General features: G+C 54.6%; 16 protein-coding genes and 1 pseudogene. 7 read left to right on the top strand and 10 right to left on the bottom strand.

Going from position 1 to position 17,664, the window contains the following annotated elements:
• Nucleotides 1–86 precede the first annotated feature (86 nt).
• From ACA053_RS18055 to ACA053_RS18025, 7 genes and pseudogenes are all read left to right on the top strand, one after another.
• On the top strand, nt 87–755 hold the full coding sequence (locus tag ACA053_RS18055) for an ABC transporter ATP-binding protein (RefSeq protein WP_109632878.1): 669 nt from the start codon (nt 87–89) through the stop codon (nt 753–755).
• 1 nt (nt 756) lies between these two features.
• Nucleotides 757–3,228, top strand: a complete 2,472-nt coding sequence (locus tag ACA053_RS18050; protein WP_497393307.1) for an ABC transporter permease — start codon at nt 757–759, stop codon at nt 3,226–3,228.
• Nucleotides 3,218–4,273 carry a lipocalin-like domain-containing protein gene (locus ACA053_RS18045; RefSeq protein ID WP_497393306.1) on the top strand — a complete coding sequence of 352 codons (1,056 nt, stop codon included), beginning with the start codon at nt 3,218–3,220 and terminating at the stop codon, nt 4,271–4,273. The genes ACA053_RS18050 and ACA053_RS18045 overlap by 11 nt, the downstream gene beginning before the upstream one ends.
• A gap of 62 nt (nt 4,274–4,335) precedes the next feature.
• Nucleotides 4,336–4,578 (top strand): hypothetical protein, encoded by a 243-nt coding sequence (locus ACA053_RS18040; protein ID WP_497393305.1) that lies wholly within the window; start codon nt 4,336–4,338, stop codon nt 4,576–4,578.
• 11 nt (nt 4,579–4,589) lie between these two features.
• Complete coding sequence (locus ACA053_RS18035; RefSeq protein WP_497329094.1) at nt 4,590–4,763, top strand: hypothetical protein; 174 nt, start codon at nt 4,590–4,592, stop codon at nt 4,761–4,763.
• A gap of 86 nt (nt 4,764–4,849) precedes the next feature.
• On the top strand, nt 4,850–5,428 hold the full coding sequence (locus ACA053_RS18030) for a hypothetical protein (protein ID WP_497312135.1): 579 nt from the start codon (nt 4,850–4,852) through the stop codon (nt 5,426–5,428).
• Between the two features lie 304 nt (nt 5,429–5,732).
• Nucleotides 5,733–6,047 (top strand): annotated as a pseudogene (locus ACA053_RS18025) (VanW family protein); the annotation flags it as partial.
• A 215-nt stretch (nt 6,048–6,262) separates the two neighbouring features.
• On the opposite strand, the gene ACA053_RS18020 reads toward ACA053_RS18025, so the two are convergent.
• From ACA053_RS18020 to ACA053_RS17975, 10 genes are all read right to left on the bottom strand, one after another.
• Entirely contained in the window at nt 6,263–7,366 is a 1,104-nt protein-coding gene (locus ACA053_RS18020) for a DUF6708 domain-containing protein (RefSeq protein ID WP_497393304.1), read from the bottom strand.
• Nucleotides 7,367–7,437: 71 nt separating this feature from the next.
• Nucleotides 7,438–8,499 carry a DUF6708 domain-containing protein gene (locus ACA053_RS18015; protein WP_497393303.1) on the bottom strand — a complete coding sequence of 354 codons (1,062 nt, stop codon included), beginning with the start codon at nt 8,497–8,499 and terminating at the stop codon, nt 7,438–7,440.
• A complete protein-coding gene (locus ACA053_RS18010; RefSeq protein WP_497393302.1) occupies nt 8,499–9,548 on the bottom strand; it encodes a DUF6708 domain-containing protein in 1,050 nt (349 codons plus the stop codon). The genes ACA053_RS18015 and ACA053_RS18010 overlap by 1 nt, the downstream gene beginning before the upstream one ends.
• On the bottom strand, nt 9,541–10,083 hold the full coding sequence (locus ACA053_RS18005) for a hypothetical protein (RefSeq protein ID WP_497393301.1): 543 nt from the start codon (nt 10,081–10,083) through the stop codon (nt 9,541–9,543). The genes ACA053_RS18010 and ACA053_RS18005 overlap by 8 nt, the downstream gene beginning before the upstream one ends.
• A 90-nt stretch (nt 10,084–10,173) precedes the next feature.
• A complete protein-coding gene (locus ACA053_RS18000; protein WP_497393300.1) occupies nt 10,174–10,671 on the bottom strand; it encodes a hypothetical protein in 498 nt (165 codons plus the stop codon).
• Between the two features lie 47 nt (nt 10,672–10,718).
• Nucleotides 10,719–11,660 (bottom strand): hypothetical protein, encoded by a 942-nt coding sequence (locus ACA053_RS17995; protein WP_109632860.1) that lies wholly within the window; start codon nt 11,658–11,660, stop codon nt 10,719–10,721.
• Nucleotides 11,651–14,380, bottom strand: a complete 2,730-nt coding sequence (locus ACA053_RS17990) for a toxin VasX (RefSeq protein WP_109632858.1) — start codon at nt 14,378–14,380, stop codon at nt 11,651–11,653. The genes ACA053_RS17995 and ACA053_RS17990 overlap by 10 nt, the downstream gene beginning before the upstream one ends.
• Nucleotides 14,380–14,952: a DUF4123 domain-containing protein gene (locus tag ACA053_RS17985; protein ID WP_497393299.1), complete on the bottom strand. Its 573-nt coding sequence runs from the start codon at nt 14,950–14,952 to the stop codon at nt 14,380–14,382. The genes ACA053_RS17990 and ACA053_RS17985 overlap by 1 nt, the downstream gene beginning before the upstream one ends.
• A complete protein-coding gene (locus ACA053_RS17980; protein ID WP_497393298.1) occupies nt 14,949–17,003 on the bottom strand; it encodes a type VI secretion system Vgr family protein in 2,055 nt (684 codons plus the stop codon). Before ACA053_RS17980 ends, ACA053_RS17985 begins: the two co-directional genes overlap by 4 nt.
• Nucleotides 17,004–17,134: 131 nt before the next feature.
• The gene (locus ACA053_RS17975) at nt 17,135–17,650 is read right to left on the bottom strand and encodes an Hcp family type VI secretion system effector (protein WP_010455578.1); all 516 of its coding nucleotides are present in this window, start codon (nt 17,648–17,650) and stop codon (nt 17,135–17,137) included.
• Between the last annotated feature and the right edge of the window lie 14 nt (nt 17,651–17,664).

The following is a 17,664-nucleotide window of genomic DNA, read 5'->3' as shown; positions in this document are numbered from 1 at the left end:
GAGCGTGGCTTGCCCGCGAAGAACGATAACGCGGTGCCGCTACCGTCCGCTATCCTAGGCGCTCTGACTTCAGCGAGCCTCCCTTCATGCTTCAGGTCCAAGGCGTCTTCAAAAGCTACGCCACTCCGCAAGGTCCATTGCCGGTGCTGCAAGGTGTCGACCTGACATTGAAACCCGGCAGCAGCCTGGCATTGATGGGCGAGTCGGGCAGCGGCAAGAGCACGTTGCTGCACTTGATCGCCGGGCTGGACAAGGTCGATCAGGGCAGCATCCAAAGCGGCGAGCATCGTCTGGATCAGATGAGCGAAGGGCAACTGGCCAATTGGCGGCGGACTGAAATCGGCCTGGTGTTCCAGCAGTTCAACCTGATCGGCAGCCTGCGCGTCGAAGACAATCTAGCGTTTCAAGCGCGGCTGGCGGGGCGGCATGACCCGCGCTGGCAGGCGCATCTGGTGCAGCGGCTGGGCTTGAGTGATTTGCTGCGGCGTTATCCCGAGCAACTCTCCGGCGGGCAGCAACAGCGCGTCGCGTTGGGCCGCGCCCTGGCGTCGCAGCCCAAATTGCTGCTGGCCGACGAGCCCACCGGCAGCCTCGACGAGGCCACCAGCGATGAGGTCTTGAAGCTGCTGTTGGAATTGCTCAACGACAGCCCGACCACTTTGTTGATGGTCACGCATAGCCACCGCGTTGCCGCACGCCTAGCGGAAAAAGTGGTGCTGCACCGCGGCCGTCTGGCTGGCGCGGGCGAGCACTGAGGTGCGAGTCTTTCGCGAAACGCTGCGGGCGCTGCTCAGCCATTGGTGGCAGCACCCGGTGCAATTTTTCAGTGTGCTGACCGGGCTCTGGCTCGCCACCAGTTTGTTGACCGGCGTGGAGGCGCTGAACAGTCAGGCGCGGGAAAGCTATGCCCGAGCCAGTCAGTTGATCGGCGGTGAACCACAGGCCAGCCTCAACTCGCCGAGTGGCGCGACTTTCTCCCAGCAACTGTTTGTCGACCTGCGCCGCGCGGGCTGGCCGGTCTCGCCCGTGCTGCAAGGGCGGGTGACGCTCAAGGGCCATGAAGATCAACGTTTGCAGCTAATGGGCATCGAACCGGTGTCGCTGCCGGCCGGTTCGGCGGTGGCGGGGCGGTCGTTGGCGATCGAGCAGATTGTCGAATTTTTCACCCCTCCGGGCCGCACCTGGATTTCACCGCAAACCTTGCAGACGTTGGGTCTGCAGGAAGGTGAACAACCGCTGAGCGTGAGCGGCGTGGCATTGCCGCCGCTGCATGTTCAGACCGACATGGCCCCTGGCATGTTGCTGGTGGACATAGGCTTCGCGCAGCAGATTCTCGGCCTGCCGGAGCAACTGTCGCGCCTGCTGCTGCCCAAGGATTTCAGCGCGATACTGCCCGATCAATACAAAGGCCAGTTGCAGCTCAAAACCAGCGATGAAGAAAACAATCTCTCGCGGCTGACTGAAAGCTTTCATTTGAACCTCGATGCTTTGGGCTTTCTGTCCTTTGTGGTCGGCCTGTTCATCGTCCACGCCGCGATCGGACTGGCGTTGGAGCAACGCCGGGGATTGCTCAGAACCCTGCGCGCCTGCGGGGTCAGCGCTCGTATGCTGATTACCTGTCTTGCGGTTGAGCTTGGGGCATTGGCGCTGATCGGCGGGATTGCCGGCGTCGCCAGCGGCTACTTGCTGGCCAGTGTGCTGTTGCCGGATGTGGCCGCCAGCCTGCGAGGGTTATACGGCGCGGAAGTGGCGGGGCAATTGAGCCTCAGTCCGTGGTGGTGGTTCAGCGGTGTGGGCCTGAGTCTGCTCGGCGCGCTGCTCGCTGGTGCCAACAGTCTGTTGCGGGCGGCGCGTCTGCCGTTGCTGGCCCTGGCCGATCCGCAAGCCTGGCATCAGGCGCACGCGCGCTGGTTGCGGCGTCAGGGTTGGGTCGCGGCACTGGCTGCGGTCATCGCACTTATCGCATTGTTCTGGGGTGACAGCCTGGCCAGTGGTTTTGTGCTGATGGCGGCGCTGTTGGTCGGCGCCGCGCTGGCCTTGCCGGTGGTGCTCAATCTGATCTTGAACCTGGCGTTGAGCCGCAGTCATTCGGTGCTCGGCCAATGGTTTCTCGCCGACTGCCGTCAGCAATTGCCGGCGCTGAGTCTGGCGCTGATGGCGCTGCTGTTGGCACTGGCGGCGAACATCGGCGCCGGCAGCATGACCGCCGGTTTCCGCGAGACCTTCAGCGACTGGCTCGAACAACGCCTGACCGCCGAGCTCTACATCAATCCACAAAATCCGGCCCAGTCCCGAGAACTGCACACCTGGCTCAAACAGCAGCCTTCATTGACCGCCGTGCTGCCCAACTGGCAAGTGTCGATCCAGCTACAAGGCTGGCCGGCGGATATCTTCGGCGTGATCGATCACCCGACCTATCGCCAGCATTGGCCATTGCTGGAAGCATTGGGCGACAACCCCTGGGACCGCTTGGCCAAGGACGATGCGCTGATGCTCAGCGAGCAACTGGCCCGGCGCTTGAAGGTGCGGCTCGGCGATCACCTGACCATCCCCACGCCGGGCGGCCCGTGGTCGCCGCGGATCGTCGGGATCTACGCCGACTACGGCAATCCCAAGGGCCATCTTCTGGTGAACGCCAACCATCTGCTGCGCGGCTGGCCACAGCTCACGCCCAATCGTTTCAACCTGCGCATCGAACCGGCGCTGATTCCGCCGTTCCTCAAAACACTGCAGGCCCGTTTTAGCCTGGACGACAGCCGCATCGTCGATCAGGCGCGGCTCAAGGGCTGGTCCACGCAAGTCTTCGAACGCACCTTCGCCGCCACCGCCGCGCTCAACAGCCTGACCCTGGCCGTTGCCGGTGTGGCGCTGTTCATCAGCCTGCTGACCCAGAGCCAGAGCCGTCTCGGCCAACTCGCGCCGCTGTGGGCGCTGGGCGTGACGCGCCGGCAATTGATGCTGCTCAACCTCGGGCAAACCTGGCTGCTGGCGGTGCTGACACTGGTGCTGGCGTTGCCGTTGGGGATCGCGCTGGCGTGGTGCCTGGACACGGTGATCAACGTGCAGGCGTTCGGCTGGCGTTTGCCGTTGCGGGTGTTCCCGCTCCAGCTATTGCAATTGATGGGACTGGCGTTGCTCGCGACCTTGCTGGCATCGGCGTGGCCGCTGTATTCGCTGTACCGCACGCGACCGGCGGACCTGCTGAGGACGTTTGCGCATGAGGATTAAGGTCGGCTTGTTGCTATTGGTTTTGTTGAGCGGCTGCGACAACTCGGCGCCTGACGAGAAGGGCTTCGCAGGTCTGGGTGGTGACGCCTCCGTATTCACACCGGTAGTGCCCGGGCGAGAATTCAGCTTTCCGGCAGACCACGGTCCTCACGACGGCTTTCGCATCGAATGGTGGTACGTCACCGCCAATCTCAAGGACGATCAGGGCCGCGAGTTTGGCGTGCAATGGACGTTGTTTCGCAGCGCGTTGAAAGCTGTTCCGGAGCAGCCTGGCTGGGGCAATCAGACCATTTGGCTGGGGCACGCGGCCGTGACGTCGGCAACCGCCCATCACGCGGCCGAACGCTACGCCCGTGGCGGCGTGGGTCAGGCGGGCGTGAGCCTCGCACCGTTCACTGCCTGGATCGACGATTGGCGTTTCAGCAGCCAAGGCGCCGATGCCTTGGCCGATCTGCAACTCAGCGCGCGGGACAAGGGCTTCAGCTACCAACTGCGGCTGACGTCCACCCGACCTCTGGTGCTTCAGGGTGACAAGGGATTCAGTCAGAAATCCGAACAAGGGCAGGCGTCGTATTACTACAGCCAGCCGTTTTTCCAGGCCAGTGGCGCGCTGGAAATCGATGGCAAGACTTATCAGGTCAGCGGCCCGGCCTGGCTTGATCGGGAATGGAGCAGCCAGCCGTTGACGGCCAACCAAACGGGTTGGGACTGGTTTTCGCTGCACCTGGACAGCGGCGAACAGGTCATGCTGTACCGCATGCGGCAAAAGGACGGCGCGCCTTACCTCACGGGCACGTGGATCGATGCCCAAGGCCAGACTCAGTCATTGCATGCCTCCGACATCAGCCTCACACCGCAAGACACCACCAAAGTCGCCGGGCGTGATATGCCGGTGCGCTGGTCGATCAAGATTCCCGCCAAACACCTCGACATCTCCATCACCGCGCTCAATCCCAATGCCTGGATGGATCTGCGCATTCCTTACTGGGAAGGCCCGGTGCAATTCAAAGGTGGCACCGGCTACCTCGAAATGACCGGGTATTGAGTCGGAACTCTCGGTTCGGCGACGGCCTCCTAAGTTAACAAGCCCGTTCAATGGAGCCCGTCATGAGCGAAGACCTCAAACCCCCCGACCTCGACTCCTGGCAACGCCTGTTCGAAGACAAGGCCTACTGGCAGCAATCCCCCGACGCCCATTACAGCGAACTGCTGCGGGTGGCCGACGATTTGCTGGGGCAGGGCGCCATCGACCTGGAACAATGGCAGGCCTTGAAGGCCAAGGCCGAGCAATCCCACAAAGACTCGCCCGCGGTGAACGTCGCCCAAGAGGTCGATGATCCCCAAGCCTGAGGAGAACCACCATGAAACCCCAATCCCCCGACACCGCCGAACACCCTGACGAACCACGACCACCCGGCGAAGTCGAGCGCGACAACGATGCCCTGCGCCCCACCGATCCGACCCGGCGCAAGGAAAGCGGCAAGGGCACGCAAAGCGGTGAATCCACCGCGCAAGAAACTGCAAAAACTCCCTGAACTGCGTCTATGCTGAGTTGCACAGTCGGCGCTGACCCTCGAGCCAGAGCCGTCTGCTGCCATTCATCACAGGGAATGTACCGCCTATGAAACTTCACGCACTGACCAAAGCCATCACCCTCGCCACCTTGCTTTCCACCGGCAGCCTTGGCGCCATGGCCGCGGACATTCCGCTGTCGGCCGTTGTGGAAGCGGATCAGGTCACCACCAAAGTCGTATCGGTCGATGCGGCGAATCACCGGGTCGTCCTGGAAGGGCCGGAAGGTCGCCAGGTCCATGTGCAACTGACTGAAAAGGCGAAAAACCTCGATAACCTGAAAGTCGGCGATCAAGTCGACGTGAAGGTCACCAGCGCTGTCGCCGCCTACCTCGACACCGATGTCGACAAAGGCCTGCCGGGCACTGTCGAGCGCACCGGCGAAGTCCGAGCCGCGCCCGGCAGCGACAACCCGGGCGGCGAAGCCTACCGTCAGGTGCAGGTTCAGCTGAAAATCACCAAAATCGACCTGAAGAAGAACCAGCTGACCTTCGAAAACCCTGCTGGTCAGTCCAAAACCATCGACGTTGTACGGCCCGAAGTTCAAGCAAAATTGAAAGACCTGAAAGTTGGACAGAGTGTCGTCGTGACCTACACCGATATCCTCACAGTGACCAGCAAACACTGAAGTTGAGTATTAGCTCTATATATTGATTGTTCTCGTACAGTTTTTTTGTATAAGAACAATCAGTTTTAATGGTCGAACTGGTGAGTTTTTGTTGTCGTACAAATAATATTTAAGATGACATTTAATTAATGTTGTATCGATAAATTTCATGATTATGTGTACGGACAACTTCGCCAACTTCTATTAAAATACTTCCCGTTCGCCCAGTGGCAGGGCTCTTTACCAGTGCATGGATTGCCGAGGCCATTACACTGGGCGAACACCTCCCGGGTGCGATATGCACCTGCAGCAGTACGTCAACGCCGAATCCCGCATGTCGTTTCGCTACCTCAAACACACCTCCAAGCTCATTCGTAAACTCGGCAACTCCGAAATTGCGCTGCAACACAACAAAGTCATCAACCTCAAACAGGCCGTGTCATCAATAACGGCATAGCCATCGCGTCGGGTGAATACTTTTCCTTCTGCCGCCCGACCCGCAAACGCGGTTACGTCGAAGGCATGGACCTGTCATTTGGTGGCCATTCATTCGCCGCTTTTAGTGGTGGAGCGGTCAAACCACAGCTTCGATCGGTTTCCTGATGAAGGTCGGGTACTGCCATTCGGTTCAGGGGCGGCGAAGTAAAGGGCAGGGGAGTGAGGTGTTGGAGAATGAGCGGCTTTATAGGAAGCGGGTGGTTGTTAAGTATGAGGTTGGGGAGAGTTTGTTGGCGGTGAATGTATAAAAAACGGGCGATCATAAGATTGCCCGTTTTTTTTTATATAAAGCTGTGCCTGTAAACGTCAGCCTATGACATCCAGCAAATCGCAGCCGTTGCGTCGCGCCCTTTGACTTCATAATGCCGAACTATCTACCGGCGCCTTTTCCTCGTTTTTGCTGAGGTTAGTCTTAAAGTACGTCATGAAATCCTGTCCTTGAGCAAAGGCTTTTTCGATCTTCGCACTTTGCTCGTTCAAAGCTGAGCTCGACTTGGCCCACTGCTTAGGCGGAAGGGGTTTTGACCACTCAGCAATGGAGTCCGGCAGAGATTTCATGCTGAAACGATGGTCCCATTCTGCTACCCAGTACGGAAAACGCCACCAAGTGATCAAGTGTGTCAGGTACCACCAACCAACTCCTAATGCGGAACGTTCGTTGTGCTGGTATTCCTCGTGCATGTCTTGTCGTTCTTTATCGAAGGTGTGGCGACCCTCGTAGGGTGCTTTACCAGGGCAGAACTCCGGTCCTTTTTCCATGTAGGTACGTATGGCTTCCCATTTGCCTAGTCCATGAACAGGAGTCATGACCTCCTGTGTGAGAAAGTGCACCGTATCGGCCTTGGGATTATCTAGGGCCATGCCAAAGGTGTAGCTACTGATTACGCCTACTCCAGTGAATCCGGTGCTGACTGAGATCCACGCAACCGTGTCTTCCCAAGGCTGGATCACGGCTTCGTCGGAGCCATTCGGGAAGAAACAGACCTCTCGGCGTTGACGGTTAAATCGGATGGGTCTGGCGCGGGCGTTGTTCCTTGTGGTGCTGATAATCGCGTACAGGCCAATCAGCGCTGCTCCCCCTCCACACCAGAGCGCTAGTGATATTCCGAACTCAAAAAAATCGTTGAAGTAAAACCAGAAGCTTCTGCCGAATGGGTTTATGAATGCTGCGAAGCCCATCAATGTTGGGAGAACAAATAGACAAACGATAACTACGACTGTTGGGAGTGACACAGCTAATCGTGCTTGGAAAGACTTGGTGAGATTGCTGCTACCCAAGTCCAGATAGGTGTCGTTGACTTCAACAAAACTTCCGCCGAGATCCATTGGGATTTGTCCGGTCGGAACGGGTAGTGGCGAGAAAAACACCGCATCGCCAGTAGTAAAGCGTCGATATTCACCAGCGATGGGGCGCTGCTGTCGAATATCGAACTTGTCGTACTGTGGAGAAGTAGGTGTCATGCCGGATAACCATAAAATGCATGTCCGGCATGAGGTAGTCGATCGTAATTATGCTTCAACAAAACGGCTCATCAGGTGGTGGCCTCAGTCTCTTGGTTCGGTTCGGCAAATTTCACCTTGAAGTAATCCAACAGATTCTGACCTTTGGTGAAGGCCTTCCGGATCTCGGCGCTTTCTTTGAGCAGTTCTTCACTCGGCATAGCATGCTGGTCGGCGGGTAGAGGTTTTGACCAGTCGAGGACTTCTTTAGGGAACCCTGCTTTAGGCCGATTGTTTACCCAGCCAGAGATGTGGCAGGGCAACGTCCAACCGCTGAAAAACTGGATCGTCAAAAAGCCCCAGGCGTAACGTACGAAGGAGTGATCCGCACGGTAGCTGCGACGGCATAGATGGAAAAAATCGACAGTACCTTCCTCAAGCTCATCTGATTGATCTGGTGGTAAGGAAACCATTCCTTCCTCCATATAGACACGAATTGCCTCCCACTCAGAAACGGCAAGACTCAAGTTGCTACTGGGGATCACAGACCACAGCACATCACCTGTGTTGGCATCTCTTAAGCCAATCAGTAATTTAAATTCAGGCATTACTGAATATTGAGTAATGAGCTTTCCAACAGATACGCAAACAATGACTTCCTCCCAAGGTACAAAGCGCGGTTTGTCGCCTTTTTTTAGGATAAATACAACTTCGCGACGCTCTCGATTGAAACGGATGGGTGGGTGAATAGATACTTGGCGAGCTGCCTGAAAGAAAAAATAAATGTATGTTAGAGAGATTGCTCCGATAATCGACCACAGCACGGGGTTGAAGAAAAATTTCAACCAAGCATAAAGGAAAGGTTCTTCATATCTTCTAATCCAAGACGCAAATCCCGAGAAAAAGAATAATAATGTCACGATTAGCGTTATTGAGCCGATGCCGGTTCGTGCCATAAATTCAAAATTACCTTGCCCGATAGCGAAGTCCAGAAAAGTTTTGTTCGCATTACGATGCAGTTGACGTGCACTAAACGGTGGCATTCCTGTGGGGATGGGCCGTGGCGAAATATAAACCACTTCAATGCCGGATTTTTTTTCGAAGTCTCCGGCGTGAGGAAGTCGGTCGTATTTATCGTCAAAGGCACTATTCATCAATTGATGGACTCGGGCTCGCGAGATGGCTCTGCAAACTTCACCTTGAAGTAATCCAACAGGTTCTGACCTTTGGCGAAGGCCTTCCTGATTTCGGCGCTCTCCTTGAGCAACGCTTCGCTTGGCATAGCGTGTTGCTCGAGGGGGAGAGGTCTTGACCATTCCAGGATTTCTTTAGGGAAGGCGGCTTTGGGGCGGTTATTGATCCAGGCTGCGATGTAACAAGGTATCGTCCAGCCACTGAAAAACTGAATAATCAAAAATCCCCAGATATACCGTAGGAATGAATGATGAGAACGGTATCCTTGTCTACACATATGGAAATACGCGACTGATCCTGCTTCGAATTCATCTGATTGCTCCATGGGTAACGCTTGAGGCCCTTCCTCCATATAGACACGTATGGCCTCCCACTCAGCTATGGCTTGGTTCAAATTTCCACTTGGAACACTGACCCAAAGCACATCGCCATTTTTGTCGCGAAGTCCGATCATTAGTTTGAACTCGGGGATTACAGCATATTGAGTGATCAGCTTGCTAACTGAAACGCTCGCGATAACCTCTTCCCACGGCACATAACGAGGGGACATTCCCTTCTTGGGAACATAAACAACTTCCCGACGTTGGCGATTGAAGCGTATGGGAGGTTGATTGCTGGCTTGGCGAATTGCAAAGAAAAATACGCAAAGGTAAAGAGTTGCAAGTGCTCCCACAAAACCCCAAACCGCAATGCTTGTAAAGAAATCAAGCCAACTACTCCAAAACGGCTCTACATCTCTTCTTATCCAAGACCCAAACCCCGTTGTAAAAAAAAGAAAAATTAACAGGAACATCACCGCCCCAATTCCTGCTCGGGCCATAAACTCAAAACTTCCTCGGGAGATGGCAAAGTCTAAGAAAACTTCATTGGCATAGCGGTGCAGTTGGCGCGCACTGAAAGGTAGCACTCCGGTCGGTACCGGTTTTGGTGATAAATAGACTATCTCAGTCCCCGGTTCTCTCTCGACATCACCTGCGTGAGGCAGCCGATGATATTTGTTTTCAAGCATGTAGATGCTCCGGTTTCACGTCGACCCACTGCAATGGTGTTCGACTGGCTTGGACGGATGGCTCGCCATTAACGACGCTATTTTTTCCAGCCCCAAGAAAACTTAAAGATACGGGGTAATACAGGTATTCGTCCGTAGCTTTCAGGGGGGCATTCGCAATGTCAGGCTGAACACTCAATCGCAGTTTAAGTTGAGATTGCTCACCGCACCAGTTTTCAGGTACGACGAGCCGAGCGATAAGGGGGTTAATATTTGCTAAGCTTAATCCATCTCTGACATCAATACCCACATCTGCGGCGTTACGATTCAGTTGCGCAGATAGCTCAGCTTGAACCCGAATTGGATGCTCTTTTAGTTCTTCTAAGCTTAATCCTGGGAATGTCAAGAGCAGTGTGCGTACGGGAGTAGTTCCCTTGTTTTTTTCGCTAAGACCTAAGTCAGTAATAACTGGTCTGAGATTGGACTCCGCCAGGCCTTGCTTGTGGGCATCCATATCCCAGTTTTTATTCTCTTTGCCCCAGCAGCTATGCAGCATCCAGTTTTGTTGGTCGTCGAGGTTGAAAAAACCAAAAGGGGACAGATTTATTTTCGTGATTGCGTAGAAAATAAATCTGTCCCCTATTTTTCATTCGGGAAAGAAACAGACTTCACTACGTTGGCGGTTGAATCTAATAGGGCGGGTGCGCGACTTCGCTCTGGTAGTGCTCAAGATAACGTAAGTACCCAAGAGCGCCGCTATTCCTCCTCCCCAAATACTAAAGGTCACACCGAAATGGAACATGCCTGCTGTTCTGTCCCAAAAGGACTCGGAAAATGGGTTTCCCCAGGTAGTAGATCCTGCAAGCAAAGGCAGAACAATCAGGCATGAGAAAATGAACATCATACCGAGCCCAATCATTGCCCTAGCTTGGAAAGCCTTGCCGAAATTACTACTGCCTACGTCGAGGAATGTGTCATTCACCTCAACAAAACTTCCGCCAAAATCCATGGGCGCGTTGCCCGTTGGTACCGGAAGCGGGGAGAGGAATAATGCTTCACCTGTGGCAAAGCGACGAGTATCTCCCGCTATGGGGCGATGATCTCTGAAGTCAAGTTCGACCTGCTGTTCAGGTTTGGATGGCATGCAAAGTCAATCGAAAAGTCGGATAACTACAGAGCGTCGCTTAATTTTTATTTCCTCTTCTCAATATCAGTCAGTTTCGTAGTTGGCCCATCTGACTGTAAACGCTCAAGTACGATTTTCGGCCAGCGATTACGGGACCTACGTTTGGCAATGCTGTAGGTGAAATCTTGAATGCGACTTGAAGGATAAAAGAATAAGTTTGCTAAAAGCATTACAAAATCAATACCGCTAAGGTAGTTTCTTCCTGCGGAGGCGGATCTTTTTTCAGCAATAGTCTGACGTGTGTGTTTTAGAAATTCAGATTGCTTTAAATTTGCTTCTAGCTGGCTTTTAACGAAGGCGTCAGACTGGCTGTGAGTACCGGTTTTGTCAAACCAAGGCCCGTTATTCATGTAGGATCGGATGTACTCCCAAAATCCTTTTTGCATGTCGAGTGTTTTTCCTGTGGGGCTGCCAAGACTAACCATGAGCATATTTTGAGGATTGTCGAATTGTTGGACGACCACTTCAAGAGATGCATTGTTTATTCCTGCTGTATAAGGGCCGATCATCTGAAACTCGCAAGCAACAGCTTGGGCTACATTCCATGGTGAGTGAAATAGTTCGCCGTTATTGTCGAAATAAATCTCTTTAGTGCGTCGGTTAAACAATACCGGTAGAGGGAGTGGGCGGAGAATTTCCCAGAAAAATGGAATCAGAAGCATCGGCATACCAACTAAAAGGCCGTTTACTCCGCCCTCAATTTTTCCTGTAGAAAAAAACCAAATAGCCATGAGTAGGCAAGGAACAGCTCCTAGGGCCATCAACCCAGTGATCAGACCACGATCAGTATCGGAGCTGGTTTTTAGTGATAAATAGTTTTCTGTATGTTCATCTGTAATAAAGAGCTCCATCGGAGCTTGCCCGGTGGGCTCATTTGCCGTCAGAACGACACTGGACGCTTCGCCATATTTGGTACGCGCTTCTTGAATGATATCTTTCAAAGCCATGCTATATCCTTAATTTCGATGGAGGGTAAGGTCATCCCCTCCATCGGTGAGTAGGACAGTTTGCCGCTAATGCTATTCAATGCTCTACCTTCTTGATCCGTATGGTAAACGCGTCTGTACGTTGCGACACCAGCTTCTGTTTTTACACGTGTACCTTCGTGTCGGTCGAAACTATTTCCGGTCCATTTGACTTTTTCACGCTTTCCTCCATAGCCGAAAATCCCTCCCCAAACCTCTTCCCCTTCGAAGATTATCATGTCATCGGTAAGCGTGTTTTTACCAGGCAATCGGAGGATTAAATAGGTGCTTTCAACCATACCCCTATACGGATTCAGCTCGTTCAGCCGATAAGCGTCGAAGCTAATAGGGAAAATGACTTTGTAAAGTTCCAACATGGATTCTTCATAACTTTTTGACCATTCTGCAGGACTTGATCCGTATTTTGTACCCTTAATCCACTTTTCTAACGGAGTGTCTTGGGTATAAAGACGTGCCCACAACCCTCCTATTATTAAAATTGATATCCCAAGTGCTGTGAGAGCTAGATGGGGGCCTCGGCTTACAGCGCCACCAACTGCCGCTGCTTCACCTAGGATCACGGCCGCTCTCGCGGCGCGGACAGCCCTGAAGGTCTGAACATACACCGCAAGATTTGCACCAGAGGCCACACCAAGTCCAGCGTTGATGCCGGCTGTATCAAAATCCCCCGATCGAAACGCATCCAAAGCTTCGATTCCGTATACGATCACATCAAGGCCAGACACAATTGATTGCAAAATTGCCGCGTTCGCAGCCAATCCCATAACTTTGGTCAAAGCCACGCGTGAACTGACAGATTCTTTGCCAGTTGACGCCACAATGGACTCCCAATTTACCTCAGCTACCCGTTGCCAGACTGCGGTCAGAGCTGCGCCAGATCCAACGATAGATCCAGCGAAGCTGATGTAGTTTTTCGCTGTTTGTTCTTTGGCAAGCGCTGCTATGCTCCAGCCAAAATTGATACCAGCCATTAGTGCCACAACACACTTTACAGGTGCCTTGTTTAGTCCATCCTTACTCAGATCAAGGAGACTTTTTAGATTGGTTTCCGGGTTGACCAATCCGGAAATGGATGGAAGCTTACTTCCACCAGTGGTGGTTGACGCTGCTGGTACCAAAATAAAAAAGGGTAGAGCATCCTGAATGGCAGACGCTACTGGCGTTAAATTCAGTTTGCCGATTGGCTTCGCTGGACGGGTTTCCATCAGGTCGCTCAACCACTCGCCAATCTGCTTATTCGTTACTTGAGCAGTTTCCATTCGCTGACCGCTTCGGCCTAAAACTGCTCCCATAAAGAGTTTGGCTACGCTGCTCGGAGGTTTGGAATTGTTATGCAGTTCGATTCCTGCGACAGGTGCCAATGAAACAAAAAGGGCCTCTGTCGCGGGAGCGGGATTTCGAAGCGTCAGTTTGTTCGCCACATTGTTAATCATCGCCGACAGATCCAGTGCTCTGCCCATGCTTGCCGCGACCTTGCCAATGTTGGCGGTGTTATCTCTTATGCCATCCGATACATCGACAAGTGATTTCACTTCTCCAATGCCAAGTCGCTGACCCAATCCTAGCAATGCCCAAAGCAACCAGGGACTACCCGTTGTCTCCTTTTGAGGGTCTAGCGCTTCCCCTATAGATTTAGCGCTGACGCTGCAAATAGATGCTCCTAAGCAGGCGGATGCAAAGTTCAATTCAAGCTCGACACGCTTTGCAGGATTAGTAATGTCGTAATGACCAGCCGCGGTATCTAGCGAGGAAGGACCTTTGCTGCGTCTTGTTTTGAACCAGTCGTCCCAGAGTATGGAGTGACGTCTTATATCAGTGGTAAATTGCTTTTCCGCAGATTCTTGCTGTGTCCAGATTTTTTGCAATTCTGAATAACGAGTTGCACCGGGTAGCAGTTGTTTGAGCTTTGGATCATTTTCTCCCATTGATTTTAGAGTTCCAGCAATGGCCCAGTCTTCAGCACTTTTTTTACGCAGATCCTCAAAAGTTTTTTGCTGTGTCCGGATTAGCAAAGCCAGGTCGTGCCAGACACCCCACGCATCATCAGCAATGACATATGCTTGCTGCTCACAGCGTTTCATCGACTCCAATGTTGGCTGCCATTTGGGTGCATTTTTGGTAGAGGACTCACAACTCCATTGAAAACCTTCCGGCTCTTTGTAATCGCCAATGAAGTCGTAGATGCCCTCTGCTTTACCGCTGGCGGGGGCGGCGCCAGGTGTAAACGCACGCATCACCCGCGTGCGGGTGCTGGCTTTTGATTTAGCAGCCGCGAACTGTTGATCGGTCCACTGCGTTGGCGACCAAGCGAGCATCGCCGGTGTCCCAGCTGGCAGCATCAAATAAGGTTTTTTACTCTTATCGATGACTTTTCCGCCGCGCACGGTTTCTTGCAGCGTCGTATTTTCGACAGTGAACTCGACGAGCTTTGCCGGGGAGGTTTGCCATACGTAGAGGAAACCGTTGCGGAGGAAGCGCGCGACATAATTCAGTGGCTTGCCACGAGTAACCGCGTTCTTGTCACCCAGCTCGGGAAAGTTGCCGTTGAGCGGCGGCAAATTCATTGCGCTGACATCAAGGCTGGGCGTTGGGCCAATGGCGTAACGTAGTGGTATCACGGCGGTGAGTAATGGGCAGCCGGCCGGTTTGAATTCTGGTTTTGCAGGCGCAGGTTGGGTCATTACACGACTTCCTGTGATGTATCGGTGTCAGAAGCCAATGCCTCAAGCAACGGCCAGGTTAAAACGATCTGCGCGTTGATGCCGCTATCGATGGGGGCACAATCTTCCTTGGGTGTTTCATTAGCCCACGCACGTTTTGCACTGCCTTCATGATTGACCCACACGCAATCAATCCCATGCCAAAACCCGATTGGCCAGACCGCGCCTGCAAGCCACGCTTGACGCATCGGCGTTGCATCACCCAAGCGCAGCCAAAATTCTCGTCGATCCGGTGAGTAGATTCGGATGCGCCGTTGTAACGTATTGAATACTTGGCTAGCCGATTGCTGAGTTTGCAGCCATATCCCGTTACTCAGGTTTCCGTCCGCATGCGACCACGCTTGATAAGCGGGACTACCCATCGGGGCGTCGAGCAGTATGGGCCCAGCTTCGGCAATGGGTTCGTAAGGCGTTCCGAGCAGCAGGGGCATCGGCTGGTGGCTTGGGTATTTTTGATAGAGCCAAGCCACAGCATCTTCCAAATGCGCACCATCCATCAGCAGAAATCCATAGCGGCAATTGCTGTTGGTCATTTCTGCACCTCTTGTGCTGCTTTTGCTGCCTCGCAGACTTCACAAACCCCCGACGGTGTCTGCCTGAACACCATGTTCTGTTTTACCAATGCCTCGATAGGCATACCTGGCTTATCCGCATCCGCCTGCTTCAACACCCCCGGCAACAACGGCGCCGCCCCCGTCCCGCTACCCGGCCCACCCCCGGAGTTCATGTTGATCACCGGCCCACTCAGCGTCACGCCGCCAGCATCGATCTTGATAAAGCTGCCACCGCCGATCAGGGTCAGTTCACTGCCGGCTTCCAACACGACTTTCATGCCGCTGCTCAGGTGGATTTCCTGGCCGGCATCAATGAACTGACCGGTGCCGATCTTGATGTGCTGGTTCACACCCACGGTCAGGTGGTCGTTGGCGCGTGCCTCTACTTTGCGGTCGGCGTAGACGGTGTGGTGTTCTTCGGCCTTGAATTCGCTGTAGCTGTTTTTCTCGACGGTGTCGTGGCGTTCGTTGCCGACGCGGATTTTCTGGTCGTGTTCGATGTTTTCGTCCCAGTCGCGCTGGGCGTGCAGGAAGATTTGTTCCTGGCCTTTTTTGTCTTCGATGCGCAGTTCGTTGAAGCCGCCACCACCCTTGGAACTCAAGGTTTTGAAGGTGCTGCGGGTTTTGTTCGCCGGCAGCGGGTAGGGGACGACGTTTTCCTTGTGGTACAGGCAGCCGCTGATCAGCGGTTGGTCGGGGTCGCCTTCGAGGAAGGTGACGAGCACTTCCATGCCGATCCGCGGGATGGCGATGCCGCCGTAGTGGGCGCCGGCCCAGGCGGAGGAGACGCGCAGCCAGCAGCTGGTCTTGTCGTCGGCCTGGCCTTCGCGGTCCCAGTGGAATTGCACTTTGACGCGGCCGTACTGGTCGCAGTGGATCTCTTCACCTTTAGGTCCGGTGACCACGGCGCTTTGGCTGCCGAGGATGCGCGGCTTCTTTTGCGTCAGCGGCGGGCGGTTCGGCACGTCCCATGGCGTGGCCTGGAAGCGGTTGCGGTAACCCTGGTGGAAATCGCCCTTGAGGCGGGTGGTGTCGCTGGTCACCGACTCTTCCAGCACCTGCGGTTGTTTGCCTTCATGTAGGACTTCGGTCAGCAGCCACAGGTCGTTCCATTTGGCTTTCGGGTGTTGGGTCAGGGCCAGGAAGTGGCCGCTGACCAGCAACGGTTGATCGCTTTTGCCTTCGGCCAGCTGAAAGTCGCTGCGGTGGCGTTCCAGGTTGCGCTTGGCCAGGTGTTTGCCGCGCTCGCGGTCGATGAAGCGACCGGGGTAGTCGTAGTCTTCGAGGTCGGGCAGGGCGTCGCCGCGGTTTTCGCTTTCGAGGGTCAGGCGCGGCTTTTCGAAGTCGTAGTCGCGGCGGGTGGTGCGGCTGGTGCGGGTTTCCAGGCGCAGGTCGAAGCGCTTGATCACCGGGTTGTTGGCGACCATGCCGGAGTCTTGCTGGTAGGCCACGGGTGCGAGTTTCGGGAACACCGTCTGGTCATCGCCGAACACCAGTTTGTGGGCCGTGGCGCTGTGCTGGAAGTGGTAGTGGATACCTTCCTCCTCGCACAGGCGCTGGATGAATTGCAGGTCCGACTCATCGTACTGAACGCAGTAAATGCGCTCGGGATAGATCGCCCCGACTTTGAATTCATAGGCATTGCTTTGGATGCCGTGCTCTTCGAGGACCGTGCCGATGATTTTCGGCACGCTGAGGTTCTGGAAGATGCGCTGGTTGATGCGGTGCGCCAGGTAGGACAGTTGCGGGCGCAGGGTCACCGCGTAGCGGGTCAGGCGTTTGCCGGAATCACCCTGGGCGGCGCGATAGATCTGGCCATGGATGCCGCTGCCGTCAGGCGAGAGCTGCAAGAAGGCCGGTTTGTGCAGCAGGGTCTCGAGGTCCAGGGACGGCTGTTCACTGACCAGCTCCACCTCAAACACAAAAGGCTGGCTGATGGCTTCCCGACCTTGCAGGGATAAGACCTGAAAGTCGCTGGAAAGACCTTCGATGGTCAGGGCAAAGTGGGTTTGATTGGCCGGCGCGAACATCCCTTGTTCCTCGTGCAGTGCTGCGGCATGCGCTGACACCCGGAAACCGGGTCAACGGACGCGAAATTCTGGAAGGGCGGAAACAACATCGACCAGCAGAGCTGGCCGATGCTTGTGACGGTCAGCCTGACTTAGGCGACCGGCATACGCCAGTCATCGGAACCCGAAGTACCGGATACTTCGTGGGTCCAGGTGATTTTGCGGTAGGTGAATTGCACTTCTTCCAGGTGAGTGAAGTGCGAGTTCGACGGATCCTGGCAGTTGTGCATTTTGTTGTTGATGGCGACGATGATCGCGTCTTCCAGTTTGGTGGTGTAGTAATGCTCTTGGGTACCTTGAGCCGAAGTGCGGTACCACTGGATAACGATTTCGCTCATGCGCTCGCCGGAAGTCAGAGCGGCTTGCAGCAGTGGCGAAGCCTTGTCGTAGACCTTGGTGATCACGACTGGCTTGTGTACGCGCTGACCGGTTGGCTGGCCGGACTGTGGGTCACGCGGGATGATCACGTCGTGGCTGAAAGCCTGAACCATGACCTGGTCTTCGTGACCTTCTTGGTAAGTGTTGCCAACCGAGTCGGCGGTGAATGCGCCGGCGGTGATCAGACCTTGTTTTTCGCCAGTGACGGACATGTACGCTGGAGTAGCCATGGATGTGCTCCTTG

The sequence above is a fragment of the Pseudomonas sp. LBUM1672 genome, assembly GCF_059695655.1.
Note: the sequence above shows the minus strand (reverse complement) of the source record. Positions and strands in the feature narration are given on the sequence as shown.

Bases quoted from the DNA above. Each gene is read 5' to 3' on its own strand.
- ACA053_RS18055 (WP_109632878.1), top strand. From the start codon at position 87: ATGCTTCAGGTCCAAGGCGTCTTCAAAAGCTACGCCACTCCGCAAGGT.
- ACA053_RS18045 (WP_497393306.1), top strand. From the start codon at position 3,218: ATGAGGATTAAGGTCGGCTTGTTGCTATTGGTTTTGTTGAGCGGCTGC.
- ACA053_RS18040 (WP_497393305.1), top strand. From the start codon at position 4,336: ATGAGCGAAGACCTCAAACCCCCCGACCTCGACTCCTGGCAACGCCTG.
- ACA053_RS18035 (WP_497329094.1), top strand. From the start codon at position 4,590: ATGAAACCCCAATCCCCCGACACCGCCGAACACCCTGACGAACCACGA.
- ACA053_RS18030 (WP_497312135.1), top strand. From the start codon at position 4,850: ATGAAACTTCACGCACTGACCAAAGCCATCACCCTCGCCACCTTGCTT.
- ACA053_RS18020 (WP_497393304.1), bottom strand. From the start codon at position 7,366: ATGACACCTACTTCTCCACAGTACGACAAGTTCGATATTCGACAGCAG.
- ACA053_RS18015 (WP_497393303.1), bottom strand. From the start codon at position 8,499: ATGAATAGTGCCTTTGACGATAAATACGACCGACTTCCTCACGCCGGA.
- ACA053_RS18010 (WP_497393302.1), bottom strand. From the start codon at position 9,548: ATGCTTGAAAACAAATATCATCGGCTGCCTCACGCAGGTGATGTCGAG.
- ACA053_RS18005 (WP_497393301.1), bottom strand. From the start codon at position 10,083: ATGCTGCATAGCTGCTGGGGCAAAGAGAATAAAAACTGGGATATGGAT.
- ACA053_RS18000 (WP_497393300.1), bottom strand. From the start codon at position 10,671: ATGCCATCCAAACCTGAACAGCAGGTCGAACTTGACTTCAGAGATCAT.
- ACA053_RS17995 (WP_109632860.1), bottom strand. From the start codon at position 11,660: ATGGCTTTGAAAGATATCATTCAAGAAGCGCGTACCAAATATGGCGAA.
- ACA053_RS17990 (WP_109632858.1), bottom strand. From the start codon at position 14,380: ATGACCCAACCTGCGCCTGCAAAACCAGAATTCAAACCGGCCGGCTGC.
- ACA053_RS17985 (WP_497393299.1), bottom strand. From the start codon at position 14,952: ATGACCAACAGCAATTGCCGCTATGGATTTCTGCTGATGGATGGTGCG.
- ACA053_RS17980 (WP_497393298.1), bottom strand. From the start codon at position 17,003: ATGTTCGCGCCGGCCAATCAAACCCACTTTGCCCTGACCATCGAAGGT.
- ACA053_RS17975 (WP_010455578.1), bottom strand. From the start codon at position 17,650: ATGGCTACTCCAGCGTACATGTCCGTCACTGGCGAAAAACAAGGTCTG.